This window comes from Sphingomonas cellulosilytica, from assembly GCF_052321755.1.
Classification (GTDB): domain Bacteria; phylum Pseudomonadota; class Alphaproteobacteria; order Sphingomonadales; family Sphingomonadaceae; genus Sphingomonas.
Window position 1 is genome coordinate 270,945 of record NZ_JBQRTT010000001.1, and the last position, 23,837, is coordinate 294,781.

At 69.1% G+C, this 23,837-nt stretch carries 23 protein-coding genes; 16 read left to right on the forward strand and 7 right to left on the reverse strand.

The window, feature by feature from the left end; translation table 11 throughout:
* Window positions 1-81: 81 nt before the first annotated feature.
* From ACTZQ5_RS01275 to ACTZQ5_RS01285, 3 genes are all read left to right on the forward strand, one after another.
* Window positions 82-531, forward strand: coding sequence for a hypothetical protein (locus ACTZQ5_RS01275; protein ID WP_443583338.1), 450 nt, complete (start codon window positions 82-84; stop codon window positions 529-531).
* A gap of 120 nt (window positions 532-651) precedes the next feature.
* Window positions 652-2,073, forward strand: coding sequence for a DEAD/DEAH box helicase (locus ACTZQ5_RS01280; protein ID WP_443583339.1), 1,422 nt, complete (start codon window positions 652-654; stop codon window positions 2,071-2,073).
* A 14-nt stretch (window positions 2,074-2,087) separates the two neighbouring features.
* Entirely contained in the window at window positions 2,088-2,300 is a 213-nt protein-coding gene (locus ACTZQ5_RS01285; protein WP_443583340.1) for a DUF1289 domain-containing protein, read from the forward strand.
* A 162-nt stretch (window positions 2,301-2,462) separates the two neighbouring features.
* Here ACTZQ5_RS01285 and ACTZQ5_RS01290 read toward each other — a convergent pair whose 3' ends face one another.
* The 3 genes from ACTZQ5_RS01290 to ACTZQ5_RS01300 all read right to left on the reverse strand — a co-directional run bounded on the left by ACTZQ5_RS01290 (window position 2,463) and on the right by ACTZQ5_RS01300 (window position 4,763).
* Window positions 2,463-3,083 carry a glutathione S-transferase family protein gene (locus ACTZQ5_RS01290; RefSeq protein WP_443583341.1) on the reverse strand — a complete coding sequence of 207 codons (621 nt, stop codon included), beginning with the start codon at window positions 3,081-3,083 and terminating at the stop codon, window positions 2,463-2,465.
* 73 nt (window positions 3,084-3,156) lie between these two features.
* Window positions 3,157-4,014 carry a dienelactone hydrolase family protein gene (locus ACTZQ5_RS01295; protein ID WP_443583342.1) on the reverse strand — a complete coding sequence of 286 codons (858 nt, stop codon included), beginning with the start codon at window positions 4,012-4,014 and terminating at the stop codon, window positions 3,157-3,159.
* Window positions 4,015-4,082: 68 nt separating this feature from the next.
* A complete protein-coding gene (locus ACTZQ5_RS01300; protein WP_443583343.1) occupies window positions 4,083-4,763 on the reverse strand; it encodes a DUF1013 domain-containing protein in 681 nt (226 codons plus the stop codon).
* Window positions 4,764-4,977: 214 nt separating this feature from the next.
* On the opposite strand from ACTZQ5_RS01300, the gene ACTZQ5_RS01305 reads away from it, so the two are divergent.
* On the forward strand, window positions 4,978-5,241 hold the full coding sequence (locus ACTZQ5_RS01305) for a hypothetical protein (protein WP_443583344.1): 264 nt from the start codon (window positions 4,978-4,980) through the stop codon (window positions 5,239-5,241).
* A 68-nt stretch (window positions 5,242-5,309) separates the two neighbouring features.
* On the opposite strand, the gene ACTZQ5_RS01310 is transcribed toward ACTZQ5_RS01305, so the two are convergent.
* The gene (locus ACTZQ5_RS01310; RefSeq protein ID WP_443583345.1) at window positions 5,310-6,308 is read right to left on the reverse strand and encodes an NAD(P)H-quinone oxidoreductase; all 999 of its coding nucleotides are present in this window, start codon (window positions 6,306-6,308) and stop codon (window positions 5,310-5,312) included.
* Window positions 6,309-6,386: 78 nt separating this feature from the next.
* On the opposite strand from ACTZQ5_RS01310, the gene ACTZQ5_RS01315 reads away from it, so the two are divergent.
* The 4 genes from ACTZQ5_RS01315 (at window position 6,387) to ACTZQ5_RS01330 (ending at window position 11,638) form a co-directional block, all read left to right on the forward strand.
* Complete coding sequence (locus ACTZQ5_RS01315) at window positions 6,387-6,581, forward strand: DUF1192 domain-containing protein (RefSeq protein ID WP_443583346.1); 195 nt, start codon at window positions 6,387-6,389, stop codon at window positions 6,579-6,581.
* Window positions 6,582-6,715: 134 nt separating this feature from the next.
* Entirely contained in the window at window positions 6,716-9,031 is a 2,316-nt protein-coding gene (clpA, locus tag ACTZQ5_RS01320) for an ATP-dependent Clp protease ATP-binding subunit ClpA (RefSeq protein ID WP_443583347.1), read from the forward strand.
* A 57-nt stretch (window positions 9,032-9,088) separates the two neighbouring features.
* Window positions 9,089-9,544, forward strand: coding sequence for a hypothetical protein (locus ACTZQ5_RS01325; RefSeq protein ID WP_443583348.1), 456 nt, complete (start codon window positions 9,089-9,091; stop codon window positions 9,542-9,544).
* Between the two features lie 171 nt (window positions 9,545-9,715).
* Window positions 9,716-11,638 carry an Svx/AvrXca family virulence/avirulence protein gene (locus tag ACTZQ5_RS01330; protein ID WP_443583349.1) on the forward strand — a complete coding sequence of 641 codons (1,923 nt, stop codon included), beginning with the start codon at window positions 9,716-9,718 and terminating at the stop codon, window positions 11,636-11,638.
* A gap of 11 nt (window positions 11,639-11,649) precedes the next feature.
* Here the strand turns inward: ACTZQ5_RS01330 and ACTZQ5_RS01335 are convergent, their stop codons facing one another.
* On the reverse strand, window positions 11,650-12,081 hold the full coding sequence (locus ACTZQ5_RS01335) for an NUDIX domain-containing protein (RefSeq protein WP_443583350.1): 432 nt from the start codon (window positions 12,079-12,081) through the stop codon (window positions 11,650-11,652).
* 86 nt (window positions 12,082-12,167) lie between these two features.
* Here ACTZQ5_RS01335 and ACTZQ5_RS01340 point away from each other — a divergent pair, with 86 nt between their 5' ends.
* Both ACTZQ5_RS01340 and ACTZQ5_RS01345 read left to right on the forward strand, forming a co-directional pair.
* Window positions 12,168-13,844, forward strand: coding sequence for a GGDEF domain-containing protein (locus ACTZQ5_RS01340; RefSeq protein WP_443583351.1), 1,677 nt, complete (start codon window positions 12,168-12,170; stop codon window positions 13,842-13,844).
* A gap of 65 nt (window positions 13,845-13,909) precedes the next feature.
* Window positions 13,910-14,098, forward strand: coding sequence for a hypothetical protein (locus ACTZQ5_RS01345; RefSeq protein WP_443583352.1), 189 nt, complete (start codon window positions 13,910-13,912; stop codon window positions 14,096-14,098).
* Window positions 14,099-14,140: 42 nt separating this feature from the next.
* Here the strand turns inward: ACTZQ5_RS01345 and ACTZQ5_RS01350 are convergent, their stop codons facing one another.
* Window positions 14,141-15,499 carry an NAD-dependent succinate-semialdehyde dehydrogenase gene (locus ACTZQ5_RS01350; RefSeq protein WP_443583353.1) on the reverse strand — a complete coding sequence of 453 codons (1,359 nt, stop codon included), beginning with the start codon at window positions 15,497-15,499 and terminating at the stop codon, window positions 14,141-14,143.
* Window positions 15,500-15,574: 75 nt separating this feature from the next.
* On the opposite strand from ACTZQ5_RS01350, the gene ACTZQ5_RS01355 reads away from it, so the two are divergent.
* From ACTZQ5_RS01355 to queA, 5 genes are all read left to right on the forward strand, one after another.
* Window positions 15,575-15,814, forward strand: a complete 240-nt coding sequence (locus ACTZQ5_RS01355) for an exodeoxyribonuclease VII small subunit (RefSeq protein WP_443583354.1) — start codon at window positions 15,575-15,577, stop codon at window positions 15,812-15,814.
* A gap of 4 nt (window positions 15,815-15,818) precedes the next feature.
* On the forward strand, window positions 15,819-16,709 hold the full coding sequence (locus tag ACTZQ5_RS01360; protein WP_443583355.1) for a polyprenyl synthetase family protein: 891 nt from the start codon (window positions 15,819-15,821) through the stop codon (window positions 16,707-16,709).
* A 10-nt stretch (window positions 16,710-16,719) separates the two neighbouring features.
* Window positions 16,720-17,226: a pantetheine-phosphate adenylyltransferase gene (gene coaD / locus ACTZQ5_RS01365; RefSeq protein ID WP_443583356.1), complete on the forward strand. Its 507-nt coding sequence runs from the start codon at window positions 16,720-16,722 to the stop codon at window positions 17,224-17,226.
* Window positions 17,227-17,323: 97 nt separating this feature from the next.
* Window positions 17,324-18,124 carry a peptidylprolyl isomerase gene (locus ACTZQ5_RS01370; RefSeq protein WP_443583357.1) on the forward strand — a complete coding sequence of 267 codons (801 nt, stop codon included), beginning with the start codon at window positions 17,324-17,326 and terminating at the stop codon, window positions 18,122-18,124.
* Window positions 18,121-19,146 carry a tRNA preQ1(34) S-adenosylmethionine ribosyltransferase-isomerase QueA gene (gene queA, locus ACTZQ5_RS01375; RefSeq protein WP_443583358.1) on the forward strand — a complete coding sequence of 342 codons (1,026 nt, stop codon included), beginning with the start codon at window positions 18,121-18,123 and terminating at the stop codon, window positions 19,144-19,146. Before ACTZQ5_RS01370 ends, queA begins: the two co-directional genes overlap by 4 nt.
* A gap of 7 nt (window positions 19,147-19,153) precedes the next feature.
* On the opposite strand, the gene ACTZQ5_RS01380 is transcribed toward queA, so the two are convergent.
* The gene (locus ACTZQ5_RS01380) at window positions 19,154-21,328 is read right to left on the reverse strand and encodes a family 1 glycosylhydrolase (protein WP_443583359.1); all 2,175 of its coding nucleotides are present in this window, start codon (window positions 21,326-21,328) and stop codon (window positions 19,154-19,156) included.
* 146 nt (window positions 21,329-21,474) lie between these two features.
* Between ACTZQ5_RS01380 and glf the strand changes: the two genes are divergently transcribed.
* Window positions 21,475-23,835 carry a UDP-galactopyranose mutase gene (glf, locus tag ACTZQ5_RS01385; RefSeq protein WP_443583360.1) on the forward strand — a complete coding sequence of 787 codons (2,361 nt, stop codon included), beginning with the start codon at window positions 21,475-21,477 and terminating at the stop codon, window positions 23,833-23,835.
* Window positions 23,836-23,837: the final 2 nt, after the last annotated feature.

A 23,837-nucleotide genomic window follows, 5' to 3' on the forward strand; every position in this document is an offset into this window, starting at 1 on the left:
CGCCGCGCTAGCCTGAGTTCATCGCCTGTTCAACGAGCGCACGTATGCGCAATGCCTGTCATGCTGCAATCCGCGCTTCCCATGTCGCTGCTCGCCCTCGCCGCGCCCGCCGTCGCGGTGGCCGGCGATTCGTTCGGCCAGCTGGACGGCGTCGAGCTGGCGCAGATGACCATCCACGAACGGATCGTCATCCGCGTGCCGCGCATGGCGCCCGCCCGCGCCGCGGCACGGACGCCGATCGTCCCCGCCACGGTCCGCTTCAAGGAGAAGAAGGGGCCGAAATGCGTCGCCGTCGCCGACATGGGCGGCGCGCTCGTCGCGCAACAGGGGGCGATCGATCTGATCCTCACCGGTGGCAAGCGGCTGCGCGCGCGGCTGGACGACGATTGCGGGCCGATGGATTTCTACAACGGCTTCTACCTGCGCCCCGCTGCCGACGGCATGGTCTGTTCCGGCCGCGACGTGATCCGCATGCGGTCCGGCGCGAGTTGCCAGATCACCCGTTTCCGGACGCTCGTCGCCGCGCGCTGAGCGCGGCTTTTCAAACGGCTTCGCGCCTTTTCTTGACTTTCGCGAGCGAATCCGCAAGCGCCAGAACGCCGTCGCCGCGTGCGGCCGCATTGATCCGGACCCTTGCATGAGCCTTTTGGCATGAGCTTCGCCGACCTCGGCCTCTCCGACGAACTGCTGACGGCGGTCACCGACGCCGGCTATACGGAGCCGACGCCGATCCAGGCCTCCGCCATCCCTAGCGTGCTGATGATGCGCGACCTGATCGGCATCGCCCAGACGGGCACGGGCAAGACCGCCGCGTTCGTGCTGCCGATGATCGACATCCTGGCGCATGGCCGCAGCCGCGCGCGCATGCCGCGCAGCCTGATCCTGGAGCCGACGCGCGAACTCGCCGCGCAAGTCGCCGAGAATTTCGAGAAATACGGCGCCGGCCACAAGCTGTCGATGGCGCTGCTGATCGGCGGCGTGTCGATGGGCGACCAGATCAAGGCGCTGGAAAAGGGCGTTGACGTGCTGATCGCCACGCCCGGCCGGCTGATGGACCTGTTCGGCCGCGGCAACATCCTGCTCACCGGCTGTTCGATGCTGGTGATCGACGAGGCGGACCGGATGCTCGACATGGGGTTCATCCCCGATATCGAGGAAATCTGCACCAAGCTGCCCAAGCAGCGGCAGACCTTGCTGTTCTCGGCGACGATGCCGGCGCCGATCAAGCGGCTTGCCGACAAGTTCCTGGAAAACCCCAAGACGATCGAGGTCGCGCGGCCGGCATCGACCAACATCAACATCACGCAATGGCTGGTTCCCGTCGCCGGCACCGCGTTCAAGAAGCGCGAGGCGCTGCGCCGGCTGCTGCGCGGCGACGACGTGCGCACCGCGATCATCTTCTGCAACCGCAAGACGACGGTGCGCGAGCTCAACAAGAGCCTGAAGAAGCACGGCTTCCAGTCGGGCGAGATCCATGGCGACATGGAACAGCCGCAGCGGCTCGCCGAGCTCGACCTGTTCAAGTCGGGCAAGATCAACATCCTGGTGGCGAGCGACGTCGCCGCGCGCGGGCTGGACATCAAGGGCGTCAGCCACGTCTTCAACTTCGATGCGCCCTGGCACCCGGACGATTATGTCCATCGCATCGGCCGCACCGGCCGCGGCGGCGCGACCGGCGTCGCCTATACGCTGATTACCGCCGAGGATGCGGAGAACATCCAGAATATCGAGAAGCTGACCGGTCAGACGATCGATCGACTGGACCTGGGCGATGCGCCGGAGGCGGAGGCCCCCACCGCCGCCGTCACCGAGGAACCGCGCCGCGCGCGTCGCGAGCGCAGCCGCAGCGACCGTCCGCGCCGCGAGCGCGAACCCGAGCGGGAGGCCACGGCCGACCAGCCGCGCAGCGAGGCGCGTGGCCGGCCGCATGCCGCCGCCGAGCGCAACGACGACCGGCGCCGCCCCCGCCACGCCCCGCGCGACCAGCAGGACGGGCCGGACGAAGGCTGGAACGGCCCGATCCCCGACTTCCTGTCGGTGTCGTTCGGCCTGCGCGAGCCGGCCGACGCCTGACCGGCGACGCGTCGATGATCGAACGGGTGGCGCCCCAGCCTGCGAGCCTCGCCTCGCCCTGCGTCAACGTCTGCACGCTCGACGCGGCGACCGGCTGGTGCCAGGGCTGCGGCCGCACGATCCGCGAAATCTCCAACTGGAGTGCCAAGCCCGCCGACGAACGCCGCGCCATCCTCGCCGCGCTGCCGCCGCGCATGGCGATGCTGCGGGAGCGGGCGGCGGGCTGAAGCATGATGCTTCCGGGTTGATCCACGCGCGCCGTATGCCCTGAGCTTCGAAGGGCTTGAGTCTCACCCGTGCTTCGACAAGCTTAGCACGACAGAGCCCGACGGCATTATGCACCGCCAGGGCTACTGTGCGGCCGCAATCCCAAGTCCCCGTCCGGCCGCTTACCCCTCCTGCACCGGGATCAGCGCATCGTCGATCGCGCTCGCGCGCACATGGGCGGGACGGTCGGCGAGGCGGGCGATATAGGCCATGACGGCGTCGCTCTTCGGCAGCAGGCCGAACTGGGTGTACCACATCGCCGACGACCCGACATAGACGTCGGCGGCCGTGAAGCGGTCGCCGGCGATATAGGGATGACGCGCCACCGCTTCGGCGAAGACGCCGGCGGCGAGATCGAAATGGCCGTAGCCTGCCATCTGCTGCTGCCGTGCATCGGGTACAACGCCCATCGACTTGTTGACGATCGCCGCCTCCAGCGGGCCCGCCGCGAAGAACAGCCAGCGATAATAATCGGCGCGCTCGTCCGCCGTGGGGGCGAGGCCGGCGTCGGGGAACGCGTCGGCCAGATAGGCGCAGATCGCCGCGCCTTCGGTCACCACATGCTCGCCGTGGCGGATCGCCGGCACCTTCATCATCGGGTTGATCGCGCGATAGGCGTCCTCCTTCATGCTGGTGCCGTAATCGAGCACCACCGTGTCGTAGGGCGCGCCGACCTCCTCCAGCATCCAGCGGGCGATGCGGCCGCGCGACATGGGGTTGGTGTAGAAGGTCAGGTCCGCCACGGCATGTCTCCCTCGATTCGTTATGAACAAAGGTGGAACATGCCGCTGACGGCGGGTCAAGACCCGTGCCGGATCAGAGCGTCCGCTTGAACAGGTCGAGCATCCGCCCCCAGGCGCGTTCGGCCTGCGGCGGGTTGTAGACCTTGCTGTCGATCACGCACCAGCCGTGCATCGCGCCCTCGTACACCTCGATCTCGGCCGGGCGCTTGGCGGCGGTAAAGGCGTCGCGCAGCACCGTCTTGTCGCCGGGGCTGCGCGCATCGTCGTTGGCGGCGATGGCGATGAGATAGCCGCCGCGCAGCTGCGGCACGAGGCGATGCGGACTGTCCGGCTGGTCGGTCACCAGACCCGCACCGTGGAAGGACGCACCGGCATGGACCCGCGCCGGTACGGCCGCTGCGGTGCGCAGCACCATCGGCCCGCCCATGCAATAGCCGGCGCTGCCCATCGGCCGCTTCGCGTCGACCTCCTTCTGCGCGTCCAGGAAGGCGGCGAACGCCTTGCCGTCGCGCACCGTCGCGGCCGGCGTCAGCGCCGCGCGCCAGGGCATGATCCGCTCGCGCACCGCCGGCTGGTCGAACGATTCGCCCGGCTGGACGATCGGCGACGGGGCGGAGCGGTAGAATTGATTGACCACCAGCACCGCATAGCCGCTCGCCGCCAGCCGATCGGCCATGGTGCGGAACGCGGGGCGCAGCCCCATGATGTCGGGCCACATCAGCACCGCGGGGTGCCGGCCCTCGGCGGGCGCGGTGAAATAGGCATCGCAGCGGCCATCCGGCGTGGCGATCACCACGTCGCGGCCCCGCACCGGCCTGGCGTCGGCGGCGACCGGCAGCATCATGCCGACTCCGGCCGCGCCGGCGGCAGCGCCGAACTGGCGGCGCGAGAGATGCGCGGCCGTGTCCTCGGCGGTCAGTTCGTCGCACATCGCCCAGTCTCCCAATGCCTTGTCGGGAGGTTAGCCGAGCGAAACGCCGACCGCCAGAGGGCGCGGGATCAGCGCTTGAAGGGATCCTGGAACAGCGCCGCCGCGGCCGCCGCGGGGTCCTGCTCGCCCGCATCCACGTCGCGGCTCGCCGCTTCGCGCTCGGCGCGCAGCGATGCGATCAGCGCCTCGCGATCGCCCTCCAGCCGGCTGTCGGTGGCGACCGCCTCGTTGCCGCTGCCCTTCGATGCCTTGGCCACCGCCGCGTCGAGTTCGCGCTGGGTGGTAAGGCCCAGGGTCACCGGATCCTTGGGCGTGATGTTGCCGATGTTCCAGTGGCTGCGATCGCGGATCGCGGCGATCGTGGTGCGGGTGGTGCCGATCAGGTTGCTGATCGCGCCGTCGCTGATCTCCGGGTGGTTGCGGATGATCCAGGCGATGCCGTCGGGCTTGTCCTGGCGCTTGCTGACCGGGGTGTAGCGCGGCCCCTTGGTGCGGCGGACCTGCTCGGGCCCCTTGATCATCTGCAGGCGATAGGCGGGGTTCGCCTGGCCCTTGTCGATCTCGTCCTGGGTCAGTTCGTGCGCGCGCACGGGGTCGCGCCCGGTCAGCTTGGTCGCGGCGGTATCGTCGGCGATCGCCTGCACCTCCAGGATGTGGAGGCCGCAGAAATCGGCGATCTGGTCGAACGAGAGCGAGGTATTGTCGACCATCCACGAAGCGGTCGCATGAGGCATCAGGGGCTGGGCCACGGGGGAACTCCGTCCGAAATAAATAGGGCCGCCCCTTACCGGAGCGGCCGTGTCATAGCGTACGATGTACCGCGCGTGTTGCCGAAGGGCAACCCGCGCGGCATTTTCCGTGGCTCACGTTGACGCAAGTGTCACAAATCCTGACTATGGCCACCGTTCGATCCCCCTAAGCCGTTCACGCTTGGGCGGTTTCGCATGAAAAGGGAGATTTTCGATGACCAAGTTCAAGGGCGCGTTCGCCGCCCTGTCCGGCGCCGCGCTGCTCGTCGCGCCGATCGCCGCCCAGGCGGCGCCGACCGCGCCGGCCGCCAATCCGGCCGCGTCGCTGTCGGTCGCACGTGCCGCCGCGCCGAGCGCGGGCAAGAACAACCTCGGCGCGTCGGTGCCGGGTACCACGCTGATCAGCATCGGCATCCTCGCCGCCCTGGTCGTCGGCGTGCTGGTTGCCACCGGTGGTGACGATTCGGACAGCAACTGATCGTCGTCGCTCCGGCGTCAGGGGAAGGGCCTCGTCACCCGGTGTGACGGGGCCCTTTTCCGTTGGGGTCACACCGTCAGCACGATCTTGCCGACATGGTCCCCCTCCTCCATCCGCGCATGCGCCGCCGCCGCCTGGCCAAGCGGGAAGGTGCGGTCGATCACCGGGCGCAGCCGCCCCGCCTCGACATGCGGCCAGACGGTGCGCGCGATCTCGTCGGCGACCAGCGTCTTGAACGCGGTGTCGCGCGGGCGCAGCGTCGATCCGGTCAGCGTCAGGCGGCGGCGCATCACCTCGAACACCGGGATCGTCGCGGTCGCGCCGCCCTGCACCGCGATCGAGACGTGGCGGCCATCGTCCGCCAGGCACTGGAGGTTGCGCGCGACATAGTCGCCGCCGACCATGTCGATCACCGCCGTGACGCCCTTGCCGCCGGTGATCGCCTTCACCCGTTCGACGAAATCATCGCTGCGATAGTTGATCGCATGCGTTGCGCCGAGTTCCAGCGCACGGGCGCATTTCGCATCGGAGCCCGCCGTGACGATGATCGTCAGCCCGAACAGGCCAGCAAGCGCGATCGCCATCGTGCCGATGCCGCTGGTGCCGCCATGCACCAGCACGCTGTCCCCCTCCGTCGCGAAGGCGCGTTCGAACAGGTTGGTCCAGACGGTGAAGAGCGTTTCAGGGATCGCCGCCGCCTCGACCATCTCCAGCCCCTCCGGCACCGGCAGGCACTGGCCGGCGGGCGCGACCGCATATTCGGCATAGCCGCCGCCGGCGAGCAGGGCGCAGACCGGCTGGCCAAGCATCGTATCCTCGACGCCTTCGCCCAGGGCGACCACCGTGCCGGCGATCTCCAGCCCGGGAATCGAGGGCGCGCCCGGCGGCGGCGGATAGCCGCCCTTGCGCTGGAGCACGTCCGGCCGGTTGACGCCCGCCGCGGCGACGCGGATCAGCACGTCGCCAGGCCCGGGTTGCGGCACCGGCCGCTCGACCAGGCGCAGCACCTCTGGCCCGCCCGGCGCCTCCGGGTCGATCGCCTGCATGACAGTCGGCACTTCGCTCATCCGCAATGCTTCCCCGTTCGTCGCCCGCCCCGCGCGCCTTATTGACATCGCCGGGGCAAGGGTCAACGTTGCACCGCAATGGATGCGGACGACACCCCCTCGCGCGGCCATGACGCTCTGGCCGAGCTGCTGCGGCAGGACCTCGATCCCCTGTCGGTCGCCGAGCTGGAGGCGCGAATCGCCGCGCTGGAGGGCGAGATCGCCCGCACCCGCGCACGGATCGAACGCTCGGTTAACCACCGCGCAAGCGCCGACGCGCTATTCAGGCGATGATCCGCCACCGTATCGGAGGGGCGACACGCCCGATGCCTCCGATGCGCGGCGCGGTGCTTGATGCGGGCGGCCCGGATACCGACATAATCGGCAAGGGCGGCGCATCGCGACCCGGCCCGACTGGAGTAATCTGAATGCCATCCTTCGCACCCGCGCTCGAGACCACGCTGCACAAGGCGCTCGAGGCCGCGTCCTCGCGTCGGCACGAATATGCGACGCTCGAACATCTGCTGCTCGCGCTGATCGGCGACGAACATGCCTCCAAGGTCATGGAGGCGTGCCATGTCGACCTCGGCGAACTCAAGACCACCGTCGCGCATTATCTCGACACCGAACTCGACGCGCTAAAGGTCGCCGCCGCCACCGATCCCTCGCCGACCAGCGGCTTCCAGCGGGTGGTGCAGCGGGCGATCCTGCACGTCCAGTCGTCGGGCCGCGACGAGGTGACCGGTGCGAACGTCCTCGTCGCCTTGTTCAGCGAGCGCGAAAGCTATGCCGTCTATTTCCTGCAGCAGCAGGACATGAGCCGCCTCGATGCGGTCAGCTTCATCAGCCATGGCGTCGGCAAGGGCAGCGCGGCCGCCGAAGCCGCGACGCCGAAGGGCGCCGAGGAAGAGAAGCCGCCGAAGGGACAGGAGAAGGGCAAGACGGAAAGCGCACTCAAGCAGTTCACCGTCGACCTCAACGAAAAGGCGAAGATCGGCAAGGTCGATCCGCTGATCGGCCGCGGGCCGGAGGTGGATCGCACCATCCAGATCCTCTGCCGCCGCAGCAAGAACAACCCGCTCTACGTGGGCGATCCCGGCGTCGGCAAGACGGCGATCGCGGAAGGCCTGGCGCGCAAGATCGTCGAGGGCGAGGTGCCCGACGTGCTCAAGGAGGCGGTGATCTACAGCCTCGACATGGGCGCCCTGCTCGCCGGCACTCGCTATCGCGGCGATTTCGAGGAGCGGCTGAAGGCGGTCGTCAACGAACTCGAAAAGCTGCCGCATGCGGTTCTGTTCATCGACGAGATCCACACGGTGATCGGCGCCGGTGCGACCAGCGGCGGCGCGATGGACGCGTCCAACCTGCTGAAGCCCGCGCTGTCGGGCGGCACGATCCGCTGCATCGGTTCGACCACCTACAAAGAATTCCGCAACCACTTCGAAAAGGATCGCGCGCTGCTGCGCCGGTTCCAGAAGATCGACGTCAACGAGCCGACGATCGAGGATACGATCAAGATCCTCGCCGGCCTGCGTTCGGCCTTCGAAGAGCATCACAGCGTCAAATATACGCCGGATGCGATCAAGTCGGCGGTGGAACTCAGCGCACGCTACATCAACGACCGCAAGCTGCCCGACAAGGCGATCGACGTGATCGACGAAGTCGGCGCGATGCAGATGCTGGTGCCGCAGAACAAGCGCAAGAAGACGATCACGGCCAAGGAGATCGAGGCGGTGATCGCCACCATGGCGCGCATTCCGCCGAAGTCGGTTTCGACCGACGATAAGGCGGCGCTCGAAAGCTTGGAAACGGACCTGAAGCGCGTCGTCTTCGGCCAGAACGCGGCGATCGAGAAGCTCGCATCCGCGATCAAGCTGGCGCGCGCCGGCCTGCGCGAACCCGAAAAGCCGATCGGCAACTATCTGTTCACCGGCCCGACCGGCGTCGGCAAGACGGAGGTCGCCAAGCAGCTGTCGTCGATCCTGGGCATCCCGCTCCAGCGTTTCGACATGTCCGAATATATGGAGCGCCATTCGGTCAGCCGGCTGATCGGTGCGCCGCCGGGCTATGTCGGCTTCGACCAGGGCGGCCTGCTGACCGACGCGGTCGACCAGAACCCGCATTGCGTGCTGCTCCTGGACGAGATCGAGAAGGCGCATCCCGACCTGTTCAACATCCTGTTGCAGGTGATGGACAACGGCCGCCTGACCGACCAGCACGGCAAGACGGTCGATTTCCGCAACGTGATCCTCATCATGACCACCAATGCGGGCGCGTCCGACATGGCGCGCGAGACGGTCGGCTTCGGCAACCTGACCCGCGAGGGTGAGGACGAGCAGGCGGTGCAGCGGATGTTCTCGCCGGAATTTCGCAACCGGTTGGATGCGATCGTGCCGTTCGGCTATCTGCCGACGGAGGTGGTCGCCCGCGTCGTCGACAAGTTCATCCTCCAGCTCGAATTGCAGCTCGCCGACCGCAACGTCCACATCAACCTGGACGATGCCGCCAAGGCGTGGCTGACCGAGAAGGGCTATGACAAGCTGTACGGCGCGCGTCCGATGGGCCGCCTGATCCAGGAGAAGATCAAGCAGCCGCTCGCCGAGGAACTGCTGTTCGGCAAGCTGGTCCATGGCGGCGAGGTGACGGTGAAGATGAAGGACGGCACACTGTCGTTCGCGATCGAACCCGCCGCACCCAAGAAGCCGCGGAAGAAGGGCAAGGCGGAACCCGCCGGCGCGGAATAAATCCATAACGGACGGAAAATGGTGCCGTTAGGTCCGTTTCCGTGTTAGCTCGGGTGTGTGACGACACCCGAGCCTCCCCTTCAAAGCAGCGATGACGACGACGGTGACGCCTTGGCGGCGCTCGCCGATGTGCGTGCCGGCCGGCTGGTCGACAGCGACCAGGTCGCAAGGCGCTTCGGCGGATGGCCGTTGGCGATGCTGGACAGCAGGGCGGCACCCGGCGCCGCTGCGTTCAGCGCAGCCCGTGATGGCGTCACCCCCGTCGCGTGGACCGAAAGTGCCGTCGCCGAATGCGAGCGTATCCGTGCGATCCTCGCCGGGATGAACGACGAGGCGGGACAGCGCTTCGCAGCGGTGCTGCTCGCCACGCTCATCCGCCTGATCGTCGATGGTCACCCCGGTCCGCCCGGCATCGCGACGATCCCGGTCTTTCCGACGCTGTCGCTGCGCCTTCTCACCGGGGACGGGCGGCTGATCGTGCTCGATCTGCACCCGACGGCGGCGATTACCTGAATTTCCGGCGCCCGCCGTTGGTGCGGCAGCGTCCGCAAACCGGGCTCAAGCCATGGCGCGGGACGGTCGCCTGGAAAGCCGGCGCGACGCTCCAACCGCATGGCAACGATATATCCATTATTGACCATCATGGTGCCGGCCCGGTAACGCATCGCGTTGGGAGAGCGGCGAATGTTCGGGAAACGGTGGACGGCGGTGGCGACGGCCATCGCGCTGACGGGATGCGGCGGGGGTGAGGCGCCGGTCAGCGCTCCCGCGCCTACGCCGTCGCCCGCGGCTCAGCCGTCGCCTTCGCCCGCCCCGACGTCGAGCGCCGCCTATCCGACGTCCAACGCGCAATGCGTGGCAGGCAGCTGGTCGGTCGTCGCGCCCGATCCCAACGACGGCGTCAACCGCGACATGCCGGTCCGCTTTGAGACGGCGCATTTCACGTTCCGCTGGTACGACGGCGTGGCCGACGAGGCAGCGGCCAAGGCGGCCGGTGACCATCTGGAGATGGTCTGGGGCCAGTTCATCACCACGCTCGGCATGCTGCAACCCTCCTGCACGCTCACTGCGAAGCGCAAGGTCAATGTGTTCGTCGGTGCCGGCTACGGCCTGTCGGGCGGCATCGATGGCGCCGGCAATCCCGGCATGTGGCTGGGGCCGGGCGGGCTGCGCGACCATTGGGGGCTGGCGCATGAATTCGGCCATGCGCTGCAGGGCGGCACCGGCGGATTGCAGGATTCGCCGTTCACCGGCTGGCTGTGGGAGGATCATGCCAATTGGATGACCCACCAGCTGCCCGAATTCCGTGGCGACACGCATTGTTCGGTCTTCCAGGTCAATTACCCGCATCTGTATTACGGCACCACGCGGATGCGCTACTGCAGCTGGCAGTTCCTCGAATATATCAAGGATATGTACGGGTATCAGGCGGTCGCCGACATCTGGAACAAGGCGCCGCGCTATGGCGACGCCGGCCAGCGCACCGCCGATCCGCTCGAAGTATTGATGACGAACCAGGGCTGGACGCTGGCCCGGCTGAACGACGCGTTCGGCGACTGGGCGATGCGCAACGCCAATTGGGACTATACCAATCCCGACGGCAGCGATCAGGGCATCGTCTATCGCCGCAACTACGGCGGCTACGAGCCGCAGGCGAACGACCGCCTGTTGCGCTCGACCATCCTCGATCCCATCGATCTCGCCGCCCGCCGCTTCGCCGTGCCCGCGGAATGGGCGCCGCAACGCTGGGGCTACAACATCGTCCGCCTGCACCGCGATGCTGGCGCCACGAGCGTGACCGTGGATTTCCGTGGCGTGGTGCAACAGGCGCCGGCGACGACGACGCTGCCGGGGCTGGACAACGAGCCGGCGGCGGTCGACCAGCCTTCCTCCGACTGGCGCTGGGGGATGGTCGCGGTCGGCAGCGACGGCCGCAGCCGCTACACGCCGCTGCAACGCGGCGCGGACGGCCGCGCGACGCTGGCGGTGCGCAGCGGCGACACCGGCCTGTACCTGATCGTGATGGGCACGCCGACCAGCTTCCACCACATCCGCTGGGATCAGCCCTATTACTCGCTCTATCGCTATCCCTGGATGGCGCAGTTCACCGGCGCGCTGCCCGAGGGGTATCAGCCGAACGCGCCGACGCTGGTCGCCAACGGGCACCGGCATGCCAACGGCGGCGGCTGGGTCGCCGCCGATGCCAGCGTCGATGCGAGTGCGTACGTCGGCCCCTATGCCCGCGTGCTGGCCGGCAGCGTGCGCGGCAATGCCCGGATCGAGGATCATGCCGTCGTCTATGGCGGCACGGTGCAGGATCGGGCGCGCGCGTCCGGCCTGTCGGTGATCCGCGGCAACACGCTGCTGCGCGACGATGCACGCACCGCGACCACCTTCCTGGGGATCGGCGAATACGAACAGGGCATCGTACTGTCCGGCACCGCCCGCTTGATCGGGGATGTCGAGGAACGTGGCGTCTCCGCTACGAAGGGCGTGTTCTACGGCATCGTCCTGGGCGACACGGTCACCAACCCGCGGGCCGGCGCCGACCTGACCGCGCCGGTGCCGGAGGTGACGGCGGCGCCGGATTATCGCTGGCGGCCGTAGCGCCGCCGGCGTCAGCCCCGTGCGGCCGGGAACCGCGGCGCACCGGCCAGCGCCGCCACGGCGACCCGCGTCGGCGTCGTCAGCCGGTCGGGCAACGCATCGAGGGCGAACCAGACGGGACCTTCATGCTTGTCGGGCTCGACGTTGCGCGGGCTGCCGGTGAAGGAGCGGACCAGATAGACCGGCGCCACCCAATGCGTGCCCGCGCTCCGGTCGATCTGGTCGACGAAGCACAGCAGTTCGGCCGCACCGACGACGATGCCCAGTTCCTCCGCCACCTCGCGCCGCATCGCCGCCTCGGCGGTTTCGAACAGGTCGATCTTGCCGCCGGCAAGGCCCCAATGGCCCGCCTCGGGCTCACGGAGGCGGCGCAGCAGCAGGATGCGTCCATCGGCGACGATCGCCGCGCCGCAGCCCGCCCGCGGTTCCGTCCCCGTCGCCATCCCAGTCGCCATGATGCCCCCGCTCGCCCGGATGGCTGCGATAGCGTTTACCAAAGCTTTGGACAAACCTGCCTAAAACCAACGTCATGCCGAACGGGTCCATCGTCGGGCGCGGCCTTGCCGTCCTGCTGCTGCTGCTGCTGGCGAGCCTCTGCGCGACGCCGGCCGCCGCCGTCGGCACCCCGCTCGCCGTCTGCATCCTGCCCGCCGCCGCGGGGCAGGCCCCTGCCGCATTGTTCGCCGCCCCTGCCCGCTTCGATTGCACGCGCAAACAGACCGATTACGGCGCCGGCGATTTCTGGGTGCTGTCGCAGCCGTTGCCCGGCGGCGTCGGCCAGGACACGCTGCTGCGCCAGGCGAGCCTGTGGCAGGATCGGGTCACGCTACACGTGCTATACGCCGATGGCGCCATCCGCCGCACCGGCTTCGACAGCGTCACCGCCGGCCGTCACCTGCAACTGGGCGCGGTCGTGCAAGTGCCGCTGCCGCGCCACCATGCCCGCGCGGTGCGCCTGCTGTGGCGGGTGGAGGGCTCGCTCAACCGCCGCGGCATCCTGATCGGCCCGACCATCGCCAGCCCCGCCGCCGCCGCACGTGCCGAGATCACGATGGCGGCGCTCTATGCGGCCTTCACGGGCATGTGCCTTGCGCTGCTGATCTACAATCTCGCGCTCTGGGCGGCGCTGCGCCAGGCGTTCCAGCCGGCCTATTGCCTGATGGTGCTGAGCCTGCTCGGCTATGCATTCACCTCGTCCGGCCTGCTCGGGCAGCTGACGGGCATCGACAACAACGACCGCCAGCGGCTGAACTACGTGCTGCTCGCCTGGTCGGCGGCAGCGGCGGTGGTGTTCGCGCGCGCCTTCCTCGAACGGCGCGTGTTCGACGGCTGGCTGCGCCCATACAGCACGGCGGTGATCGCCTGCCTGCTCGTCGCGACGGGCAGCTATGCGCTGTTCGCCCCGCACTTCGCCGCGATCACCGATACGCTCAGCACCGCCGGCTATCTGCTGGTGCTGACGCTGCTTGGGCCGGTGCTGTTCCGCGCGTGGCGGCGGCGCAGCAACTTCCTGTGGGTATTCGCGCTCGCCTGGGGCGCGCCCGTCGCGCTGGCGGGGGTACGCGTGCTCGCCGCGTTCAACCTTATCGGCTGGCAGCTGTGGATCGACAATTCCACCCTGCTGGCGATGGCGCTGGAGGCGGCGCTGTCGTCGCTCGGCGTCGCCTATCGCATCCGCCTGCTCAGCGTCGAGCGCGACGTGGCGCGCGAACAGGAGATCGCCGCCCGCCTGCTCGCCGCGACCGATCCGCTGACCGGCCTGCTCAATCGCCGCGCCTTCCTGGACGATGCGATCGGCCGGGCGGGCGAGCATCAGCTGGTCCTGGTCGATATCGACCATTTCAAGAGCATCAACGAAACCATCGGCCATGACGGCGGCGACGAGGTGCTGCGCGTGATCGCCCGCGCGCTGCGCGCCTCCGCGGCACCCGATGCGCTGGTGGCGCGGGTCGGCGGCGAGGAATTCGCCATGCTCGCCCCGCGCGAGGCGCCGCTCGACGCGCGTGCCGTGCTCGACCGCTTGCGCATGGAGCGCATGCCCTTCGACCTCACCGTCACCGCCAGCATCGGCACCTGCGTCGGCCCGCTCGCGCGCGAAACCGATTGGAAGGCGATGTACCGCTGCGCCGACCGCGCGCTGTTCGAGGCCAAGGCCGCCGGTCGCGATCGCGTGCGCAACGGCGAGCCACTCGCGCACGCAGCCTGACCGGTTGACCGCCACTGGCGGGGCGGACCGGTATATGCTACTGGGTCGCCACGAAAGGGAGCGGCATGACGGACCGTCGGAAATGGGCAATCGCGGCGCTGACCGCCGTGGCCATCGTCGCCATGCGTCACCCGACGCCCAATATCCGCCTGCTCACCCATGACATCGGCGATCCGCGTCCGCACCGCGTCCAGGCGGCGGTCGACCTCGGCCTCGTCGGCGTGTCGGTGCTCTACACCTGGACTGCGCGATAGGGACTGCACGATAGGGACTGTGCGACAGGCACGGCCTCACCGTCAGCCGAACACCGTCTTCAGGTTCATGAATTCGTGCAGGCCGTAAGGCCCCAGCTCGCGGCCGTGGCCTGACCGTTTGATCCCGCCGAACGGCGCCTCGGGGCTGGAGGCGAGCATCGCGTTCACCGCGGTCATCCCTGCCTCGATATCCCGTTCGAACCGTTCGCGCTCGGCGGGATCGTTGGTCCACACCGACGATCCCAGGCCGAACGGCACGTCGTTGGCGAGCGCGATCGCCGCGTCGATGTCCGCGGCCCGAAATACCATCGCCACCGGGCCGAACACTTCCTCCTGCGCCACCGGATGATCGATCGGCACATCGACCAGCACGCCGGCCGACATATAGGCGCCCTTCCCCGGCAGCGCCTCGCCGCCGAACAGCAGCCGCCCGCCGGCCTGCTGGATCGCCGCCAGCTGGTCGAGCGTCGTCTGCCGCTGCTCCTCGCTCGACAGCGGCCCCATGTCGGTGTCCGCCGCCATCGGATCGCCCGCCTTCACCGCGCGCATGGCCGTGCAGAACCGGTCGAGGAAGGCGTCGTAGACATCGGCATGGACGATCATCCGCTTGGCGCAGATGCACGATTGCCCGCTATTCTGGACGCGCGCCGTCACCGCCTGCTCCACCGCGCGGTCGAGGTCGGCGGAGGGCATGACGATGAACGGATCCGATCCGCCGAGCTCCAGCACCACCTTCTTGAGGTGGCGCCCGGCGGCCTCGGCGACCTTGATCCCCGCGCCTTCGCTGCCGGTCAGCGTCACCGCGACGATGCGCGGGTCGGCGATCAGCGCATCGACCTTGTCCGACCGGATGGCGAGGTTCTGGAACAGGCCGGCCGGAGCACCGGCGGCGGCGATCATCCGCTCGATCGCCGCACCGCAGCCCTGCGTCAGCGAGGCATGCTTGAGCAACCCGACATTGCCGGCGAGGATCGTCGGCGCCGCGAAGCGCACCACCTGCCAATAGGGGAAGTTCCACGGCATCACCGCCAGCACCGGTCCCATCGGCAGCCAGCGCGCGGTGGCCGGGCCGGCGGGCGTGTCGAAGGTGGCGGGGGCCAGCATCGCCGGGCCGTTCTGCGCATAATGGCGGAACGCGGCGGCGCATTTCTCCACCTCGGCCAGAGCGGACTTTAGCGTCTTGCCCATCTCCCGCGTCGCGATCGCGGCCAGTTCGCGGGCGTTCGCCTCGAACTGTTCGGCGATCCGTTCGAGCAGCGCGGTGCGCTCGTCCAGCGTCGTCGTCCGCCACGTGCGATAGGTGGCGGCGGCGCGCGCCAGCCTTTCCTCGATCTCGGCGGCGGTGAGTTCGGGGATGCTGGCGCCGGGCTTGCCGGTCGCGGGATCGATACTGGTGAACATCGCGCCCGAACGCATGGGCGGGGCCGCGCGATCCGCGTTCTTGCGCCTCGGCAGCCCGTGCCGCATAGCGCGCACATGGATACGCCGATCGAGAGCCTGTCGTTCGAAGACGCACTCAAGGAACTGGAACGCATCGTCAGCCGGCTGGAAAGCGGCGAGGCGACGCTGGATGAATCGATCGGGCTCTACGAGCGCGGCGACCGGCTGCGCCAGCGCTGCGCCGAACGGCTCGATGCGGCGCAGGCGCGGATCGAGGCGATCCGCCTCGACGGCGAGGGCAAGGCCGCCGGCACCCGCCCCTTTGCCGCGGGCTGAGCCGGTGACGACGCCGCTCGAAGACGCCCTCGCCCGCATATCGGGCGATATCGATGCACGCTTCGACCGGTTGCTCGCCGTTCCCGACGATCCGCGTGCCGACCTGTATCGGGCGATGCGCCATGCCGCGATCGGCGGCGGCAAGCGGCTGCGCCCGCTGCTCGTCTGCGCCACGGCCGACCTGTTCGGCGTCGCGCGCGATTGCTCGGGCGATGTCGCCATGGCGGTGGAGGCGATCCACGTCTATTCGCTGGTCCACGACGATCTGCCGGCGATGGACGACGATGACCTGCGCCGCGGCAAGCCCACCGTCCACAAGGCGTTCGACGAAGCGACCGCGATCCTGGCGGGCGATTGCCTGCACGCCCTCGCCTTCGAGATCCTGGCCGATCCCGCGACGCATCCCGACCCGTTCGTCCGCGCCGATCTCGTCCTCGAACTGGCGCGCGCCTCCGGCCCTTCGGGCATGGCGGGCGGGCAGATGATGGACCTCGTTGCCGAGCGCACGACGTTCGACCTCCCCACCGTCACCCGGCTCCAGCAGATGAAGACGGGCGCGCTGATCGGCGTGTCGGTGGAGCTGGGTGCGATCCTCGGCCGTGTGCCGCCGGAGGGGCGGCTCGGCCTGCGCGGCTATGCGCACGACCTCGGCCTCGCCTTCCAGATCGCCGACGACCTGCTCGATGCCGAGGGGGACGAGGCGGTCGTCGGCAAGGCGCTGCGCAAGGACGGGGCGGCGGGCAAGGAAACGTTCCTGTCGCTGCTCGGGCTCGAGCGCGCGCGCGAACAATGCCGCATGCTGGTCGACCAGGCAGTGCAGCACCTGCACGGCTACGGACCGGAGGCGGACGTGCTGCGCGCGGTCGCCCGCTACGTCGTCGAACGGGATCGATAAGGGGGCAGCGATGGCAGAGCGGATCGGCGTCTATCCCGGCACTTTCGACCCCATCACCCTCGGGCACATGGATATCATCCGCCGCGGCGCCAAACTGGTCGACCGGCTGGTGATCGGGGTCACGACCAATCCGTCCAAATCGCCGATGTTCAGCCTCGACGAACGGATGGCGATCGTGCGGCGCGAAGTGGCCGATATCGCCGGCGCGGTCGACGTCGTCGCCTTCGATTCGCTGCTGATGGACTTCGCCGAGCGTGAGGGCGCGCGGGTCATCATCCGCGGCCTTCGCGCCGTCGCCGACTTCGAATACGAATATCAGATGGCCGGCATGAACCAGCAGATCAATCCGCGGGTCGAAACCGTCTTCCTGATGGCCGACGTGGCGCTGCAACCGATCGCCAGCCGGCTGGTGAAGGAGATCGCGCTGTTCGGTGGCCCGATCGGCAAGTTCGTGACCCCGGCGGTGTGCGAGGAAGTGGTCGCCCGCGTGGCGGTGCTGGGCCGCAAGGGAAGCTGAGCGTCCGTTTGCTGGCGGGTGGCCCACCCAACGTTCAGTTTGGTGCAATCGCGGATTTGCTCTAAGCCCGCGCGGCATCACCTTGTTTGGGAATCCCATGCGCCCGTTCGCCCGTCTGTTCGCGTTTCTCGTCTGCCTGACCGCCACGCCGGCGCTCGCCCAAACCGCCCCGGCGCCCGCACCTGCACCTGCCCCGGCGGAAGCGCCTGCCGCGCAGACCGCCCCCGCTCCCGCCCCCGCCAAAGCGGCAGCGCCTGCGCAGGCCGCACCGGCCGCGGCGACCGATCCCGCAGTGCGCGCCACGCCGCCGCTCACCACCGACAAGGAAAACCTCTGGCTGCTCGACCTGTCGGACGGCGGACGGGTGACGATCTGGCTGCGCCCGGATGTCGCGCCCAAGATGGTGGAGCGGATCAAGACGCTGACCCGCCAGCATTTCTACGACGGCCTGCTGTTCCACCGCGTCATCGACGGCTTCATGGCGCAGGGCGGCGATCCGAAGGGCGACGGCACCGGCGGCTCGACGCTGCCCAACGTGCCGGCCGAGTTCAACTATCTGCCGCACGTCCGCGGCGCCGTGTCGGCCGCGCGTGCCGATGACGAGAACAGCGCCAACAGCCAGTTCTTCATCGTCTTCCAGCCGCGGCTGAACCTCGACAAGAAATACACCGTCTTCGGCCGCGTGCTGGACGGCATGCCCTATGTCGACGCGATCCAGCGCGGCGAGCCGCCATCGGACCCGACGCGCATCCTCCACGCCTATATCGCCGCCGACAATCCGCCGCCCTACACGCCTGCCGCCGCGCCGGCGCCGGTGACGCTCGGCGCGCCGGTGACGCTGCCGGGTGCGGGCCCGGCGGGCAAGGCCGCGCCCAAGAAGGCGCCTGCCAAGAAGTGAAGGTCGATCTGTTCGATTTCGTGCTGCCGCCGGAGCGTATCGCGCTTCGGCCGGCGGTACCGCGCGACTCGGCACGGCTGCTGGTGCTCGACGGCGCGGCGACACGCGACCTGACGGTAGGCGACCTGCCCGGCCAGCTGCGCGCGGGCGACTGCCTGGTCTTCAACGACACGCGCGTCATCCCGGCGCAACTCGAAGGGCGGCGCGGCGATGCCACGATCGGCGCCACCCTGCACAAGCGCGAGGGGCCGCGGCGCTGGCGCGCCTTCATCCGCAACGCCAAGCGGCTGCGCGACGGCGACTTGGTGGATTTCGGCGCCGGCGTCACTGCGAGGGCAAGCGACCGTGCCGAGGATGGCAGCTTCGCGCTCGATTTCGCCGGCGACGAGCCGGTCGAGTTGCTGCTCGAACGCGCCGGCCGCATGCCGCTGCCGCCCTATATCGCCGCCAAGCGCCCGACCGATGCGCAGGATGCCGACGATTACCAGACGATGTTCGCCGCCGAACCGGGGGCGGTCGCTGCCCCCACTGCGGCATTGCATTTCACGCCCGATCTGGTCGCCGCCCTCGCCGCCGCGGGGATCGGCCATGAGACGCTGACGCTGCACGTCGGCGCCGGCACCTTCCTGCCGGTGAAGGCCGAGGATACCGCGGATCACCGCATGCACGCGGAATGGGGCCGCATCGATGCCGCCACCGCCGACCGGCTCAACGCGGTGCGCGCCCGCGGCGGCCGGGTGATCGCGGTCGGCACCACCTCGCTCCGCCTGATCGAAAGCGCCGCCCGCCCCGACGGCACGATCGCGCCGTTCGAGGGGGACACGGCCATCTTCATCACGCCGGGCTACGCCTTCCGCGGCATCGACGGCCTGCTCACCAATTTCCACCTCCCCAAATCCACCCTGTTCATGCTGGTTTCAGCGCTGATGGGGCGGGAGCGGATGCAGGCGGCCTATGCCCATGCCATTGAGAATGGCTACCGTTTCTACTCCTACGGGGACGCCTCGCTGCTGTTGCCGTGACGGGTCGTCAGGCGGCCCGGCGCGGCCGTCGTCGTTCGCCGAGGTCACGTGCGAAACGGGCGATGGCGTCATCCAGCGGCAGCAGCGGTGCGCAGCGCGTGCTGGCGAGCCCGGCATAACGCGGGCGCGGCGCGGCGAGCCGCAATGAGGCCGTCGGCACCGCCTCGATCGCGCAGGGATCATGGCCGAGCGACACCGCGACGCGGGTGGCGAAATCCGACCAGCTCACGGTGTCGGTGCCGGCGAGATGACAGATGCCTCCCATTCCGTCGATCAGCAGGTCGAGCGCGGCATCGACCAGCGCCGGTACGAAGCTCGGGGTGACCATCTGGTCCGCCGCGGCGCGGAACGGGTGCCCTGCCGCCAGCGTATCCGCCACCGCCATCGCGAAATTGTGAGGATCGTCGGCGGAGAAGAAGGCGGCGGTGCGGATCACCAGCGCGCCGGGCAAAGCGGCGCAGCCTGCCTCCATCGCCGCCTTGCTGCGGCCGTAGGCATTGCATGGCGCGGGCGGATCGGCCTCCACGTGCGGCCGGGCTCCGTCGCCGTCGAAGACGAGGTCGCTCGAAAAGCCGAGGCTGGCGATCCCCGCGTCGGCACAGGCACGGGCGAGCGCGATCGCACCCACGGCATTGACGCGGTGACACGCCGCCTCCTCCGCCTCCGCTTCGTCCACCCGCACCCAGCCGGCGGCATTGACCACGCCCCAAGGTCGCAGTGCGCCAAGCGTCGCGGCGATCACCGCGGGCCGTTCGAGATCGATCGTCTCGCGCCCGACCAGGCGATGGACGATGCCGCGGCGCTGGCAGGCGCGGGCGAACGCCCGGCCCAGGGTGCCGGTGGCGCCGCAGATCAGCAACGGCCGGTCCACCCCCTCCCCGCGCAGTCCGCCAGGCGATCGGGCCGGATGGGGCAGCGGCGGATAGGACAGCCGGTCGGGTCGCCGCCACCATCCCGCCGCCCGGACCACCGGATGCCGCGCCGCCTCCACGGGCAGGCCCTGCCATAATCCGGCAAGCGCCGTGGCACGGGGCACGCCGGTGGCGACATCGAAGACGCCGGGCTCGTAAGCGCCGGGGCGGGTCAGCAGGGTATCCCAGCCGTGGCTGCCGAGCAGCGACCAGGCCGTCACCGCCCGCACCTCGACACCCTCTGCGCGCAGGGCGGTGCAGCTATCCCACGCCTCCGCCGCCCAGCGCAGCTGTTCCTCGCGGGTGCAGCCATTGTGCACCTCCGTCACCGCGAGCGGCGTCCCGTAGCGCTGCCACGCCTCGCGCAGTGCGCCGGCGAGGCCCGGCGGCGGCGGGTCGAGCACGCGCACCGCCTCCACATCGGCATAGGCGCGGCGCGTATTGCCGCCGTGGGTATGCGCGGGATAGCGCTGCAGCCGGTGATCGAGGAAGCGGTCGCTGGTGAGATAATGGTTCACGCCCACCACATCGGGCGGGCACGGATCGTCGGCGATGGCGCGCAGGCGGTCGCCGAGTCCGTAACCGGCAAGGCGCTGCCAGAGCGGATGGTGCGGCGTCACCCGGCCGAACAGCAGGTCCCAGCCTGCCCAGCGCCGCAGATTGTCGAACGCCGCCTGTTCGCCCAACACCGCCGTCGCATAGGTGCGGCCGAGATCGTCGGTCTGGATCAGGCGCGCGGTGGGCTGCACGTGCCGGATCGCCCGCATCGCATGCCGGGTGCCGTCCACCTGGTTGAGCAGCGCGCGCCAGAACAGCCCCTCGTCGCGCGCATGCGGATACCAATGGCCGTACAGCGCCGCGAAGCGGGCGGTGGTCAGGGGTTCGTTGACCGGGGTCCAATCCTCGATCCAAGGATAGCGCGCGGCGACCTGCGCGGCGTAATCGCCCAGGCCGCTCGCGAAGCCGTCGTCCAGCAGATGGGTGTGCGCCGGCCCGCTGCCGTGGTGGACCAGCCCGGCGATCGGCCGGGTGCCCAGCGTGCGCAGCCGATCGAGCCGCGCATCGGTCCACGCCCAGTCGGGCGTGACGCCGTCTGGCATCACCCGTTCCCACACTATCGGGTAGCGCAACGCCGCCAGTCCCATCTGCGCGAACAGGTCGAGGTCGGCGATCCGATCGTGGTGGCCGCTCAGCCGCACCTGATCGCCGAAGCCCGCGGCGGTCCGGTTGACCGTGCATTCCACGCCGCCCCACAGTTGCAGATCGTCCATCCGCGCCTCCCGTCCGGTCAACGGCCCCATCCCGGCAACGTTCCCGCGAAGTGACTAATTTACGTTGTATATCAATATCTTATGAGGAACTTGCCAAAGCGGCGGTGTGTTTCCCCTTGGTAAACAGCGATGAAGAGGGAGCATCCGTGACCGCCCAGCAGCCGACCGCCGCCCACCCGGATACGCCCGTCTACCATCACCGCGCGCGATCGACGCTGATCTGCTTTAGCCACCTGCGCTGGGCCTTCGTCTTCCAGCGTCCGCAGCATCTGATGACGCGCTTCGCCGCGAGCCAGGACGTGCTGTTCTGGGAAGAACCGGAATACCGCCCCGGCCCGCCCGCCTTGCAGCGCCGCACCTGCCCCGACAGCGGCGTGGTGGTCCTGACCCCGCAGCTCGATGCGGCCGCGCGGGAGGATGAGGACAGCGTGCTCGCCGCGCTGCTCGATGCCGAGCTGGCGGGCGTGAAGGGCGATGTGATCCGCTGGTATTACACGCCGATGATGCTGCCCTTTTCGGACCATGTGCCGGCCGCCTGCATCGTCTACGACTGCATGGACGAACTGGCCGCGTTCAAGGATGCGCCGCCCGAGCTGCTGTCCCGCGAGGCGCGCCTGCTCGAACGCGCCGATCTGGTCTTCACCGGCGGCACCAGCCTGTACGAGGCGAAACGCAACCGCCATTCCAATGTCCACGCCTTTCCGTCCAGCATCGATGCCGCCCATTTCGGCCGCGCGCGTGGCATGCCCGCCGAACCGGAAGATCAGGCCGCCTTGCCCCGCCCGCGGCTGGGCTTCGCCGGTGTGGTCGACGAGCGGATGGACCTCGACCTGCTCGCCGCGCTTGCCGATGCGCATCCCGACTGGTCGCTGGTCGTCATCGGCCCCGTGGTGAAGATCGCGACGAGCGACCTGCCGCGCCGGGCGAACATCCATTACCTCGGCGGCCGCCCCTATGCCGCGCTGCCCGACTATATGGCGGGCTGGGACGCCGCGCTGATGCCGTTCGCGATCAACGCGGCGACCCGCTTCATCAGCCCGACCAAGACGCCCGAATATCTCGCCGCCGGCCTGCCCGTCGTCTCGACGCCGATCGCCGATGTCGTACGCCATTACGGCGACCTTGCCGGCGTGACGATCGCCGACACGGCGGATGACTTCGTCGCCGCCTGCGAGACGGCGCTCGCCCTGCGTGCCGGCGATACCGGCTGGCGCGATGCGGCCGATGCGCAGCTGGCGCGCGGATCGTGGAGCAGCACCGCGCTCGAGATGACGGCGCTGATCGAGGCGGAGATCGCCGGCCGCCACCGCCACGAGCCCGTCGTCTCCCCGGTCACCTGGCCGCCGCAGCGGGCGCATTATGACGTGATGGTGGCCGGCGCGGGCTTTGCCGGCGCGGTGATGGCCGAGCGCCTCGCCGCCGATGGCGGCAAGCGCGTGCTGGTGGTCGACCGGCGCCCGCACGTCGCCGGCAACGCCTACGACCGGCACGATGCGGCAGGCATCCTGATCCACCAATACGGGCCGCACATCTTCCACACCAATTCGGGCGAGATATTCGACTATCTGTCGCGTTTCACCGCGTGGCGGCTTTACGAGCATCGCGTCCTCGCCGATGTCGACGGCAAGCGCGTGCCGATGCCGATCAACCGCACCACGCTCAACCTGCTCTACGGCCTCGACCTGGCCAGCGATGCCGAGGTGGAGGCGTTTCTGGCGAGCCGCGCCGAGCCGGTCGATCCGATCCGCACCTCGGCGGACGTGGTCGTGTCCAAGGTCGGGCGCGAACTCTACGAAACCTTCTTCCGCGGCTATACGCGCAAGCAATGGGGCATGGACCCGTCTGACCTGGATAAATCGGTCACCGCGCGCGTGCCGACCCGGACCGGCACCGACGACCGCTATTTCACCGACAGCCATCAGGCGATGCCGGCGGACGGCTTCACCCGGATGTTCGAGGCGATGCTGGATCACCCCAACATCGACCTGCTGCTCGGCGTCGATTATGCCGAGGTGCGCGATGCCTATCCGCACGACCATCTCGTTTTCACCGGCCCGATCGATGAATATTTCGGCTATCGCTACGGTCGCCTGCCCTATCGCTCGCTGCGCTTCGAGCATCGCACGCTGGATGTCGCGCAGCACCAGCCGGTCGCCGTCGTCAATTATCCGGACGAGGCGGTGCCCTACACCCGCATCACCGAATACAAGCATCTGACCGGCCAGGTCGCCGATCGGACCAGCGTGACCTACGAATATCCCAGCGCCACCGGCGATCCCTATTACCCGATCCCGCGCGACGAGAACCAGGCGCTCTACAAACGCTACGAGGCGCTGGCGCTGGCCGAGCCGCACGTCAGCTTCGTCGGCCGGCTCGCCACCTATCGCTATTACAACATGGACCAGGTCGTCGGGCAGGCGCTCGCCACCTGGCGGCGGCTGAAGGCGACCTGGGCAGAGGCCGCGCCGGCCGAGGCGGTGATGGCGGCCAGCCCGCACGCGGCCTGAAG

Excerpts from the sequence above, each read along its gene's own strand:
- ACTZQ5_RS01305 (WP_443583344.1), top strand. The coding sequence starts at position 4,978 with ATGACCAAGTTCAAGGGCGCGTTCGCCGCCCTGTCCGGCGCCGCGCTG.
- ACTZQ5_RS01340 (WP_443583351.1), top strand. The coding sequence starts at position 12,168 with ATGCCGAACGGGTCCATCGTCGGGCGCGGCCTTGCCGTCCTGCTGCTG.
- ACTZQ5_RS01355 (WP_443583354.1), top strand. The coding sequence starts at position 15,575 with ATGGATACGCCGATCGAGAGCCTGTCGTTCGAAGACGCACTCAAGGAA.
- ACTZQ5_RS01285 (WP_443583340.1), top strand. The coding sequence starts at position 2,088 with ATGATCGAACGGGTGGCGCCCCAGCCTGCGAGCCTCGCCTCGCCCTGC.
- ACTZQ5_RS01380 (WP_443583359.1), bottom strand. The coding sequence starts at position 21,328 with ATGGACGATCTGCAACTGTGGGGCGGCGTGGAATGCACGGTCAACCGG.
- ACTZQ5_RS01280 (WP_443583339.1), top strand. The coding sequence starts at position 652 with ATGAGCTTCGCCGACCTCGGCCTCTCCGACGAACTGCTGACGGCGGTC.
- ACTZQ5_RS01335 (WP_443583350.1), bottom strand. The coding sequence starts at position 12,081 with ATGGCGACGGGGACGGAACCGCGGGCGGGCTGCGGCGCGGCGATCGTC.
- ACTZQ5_RS01295 (WP_443583342.1), bottom strand. The coding sequence starts at position 4,014 with ATGTGCGACGAACTGACCGCCGAGGACACGGCCGCGCATCTCTCGCGC.
- ACTZQ5_RS01330 (WP_443583349.1), top strand. The coding sequence starts at position 9,716 with ATGTTCGGGAAACGGTGGACGGCGGTGGCGACGGCCATCGCGCTGACG.
- ACTZQ5_RS01275 (WP_443583338.1), top strand. The coding sequence starts at position 82 with ATGTCGCTGCTCGCCCTCGCCGCGCCCGCCGTCGCGGTGGCCGGCGAT.
- ACTZQ5_RS01350 (WP_443583353.1), bottom strand. The coding sequence starts at position 15,499 with ATGTTCACCAGTATCGATCCCGCGACCGGCAAGCCCGGCGCCAGCATC.
- ACTZQ5_RS01370 (WP_443583357.1), top strand. The coding sequence starts at position 17,324 with ATGCGCCCGTTCGCCCGTCTGTTCGCGTTTCTCGTCTGCCTGACCGCC.
- ACTZQ5_RS01345 (WP_443583352.1), top strand. The coding sequence starts at position 13,910 with ATGACGGACCGTCGGAAATGGGCAATCGCGGCGCTGACCGCCGTGGCC.
- coaD (WP_443583356.1), top strand. The coding sequence starts at position 16,720 with ATGGCAGAGCGGATCGGCGTCTATCCCGGCACTTTCGACCCCATCACC.
- ACTZQ5_RS01310 (WP_443583345.1), bottom strand. The coding sequence starts at position 6,308 with ATGAGCGAAGTGCCGACTGTCATGCAGGCGATCGACCCGGAGGCGCCG.
- clpA (WP_443583347.1), top strand. The coding sequence starts at position 6,716 with ATGCCATCCTTCGCACCCGCGCTCGAGACCACGCTGCACAAGGCGCTC.
- ACTZQ5_RS01315 (WP_443583346.1), top strand. The coding sequence starts at position 6,387 with ATGGATGCGGACGACACCCCCTCGCGCGGCCATGACGCTCTGGCCGAG.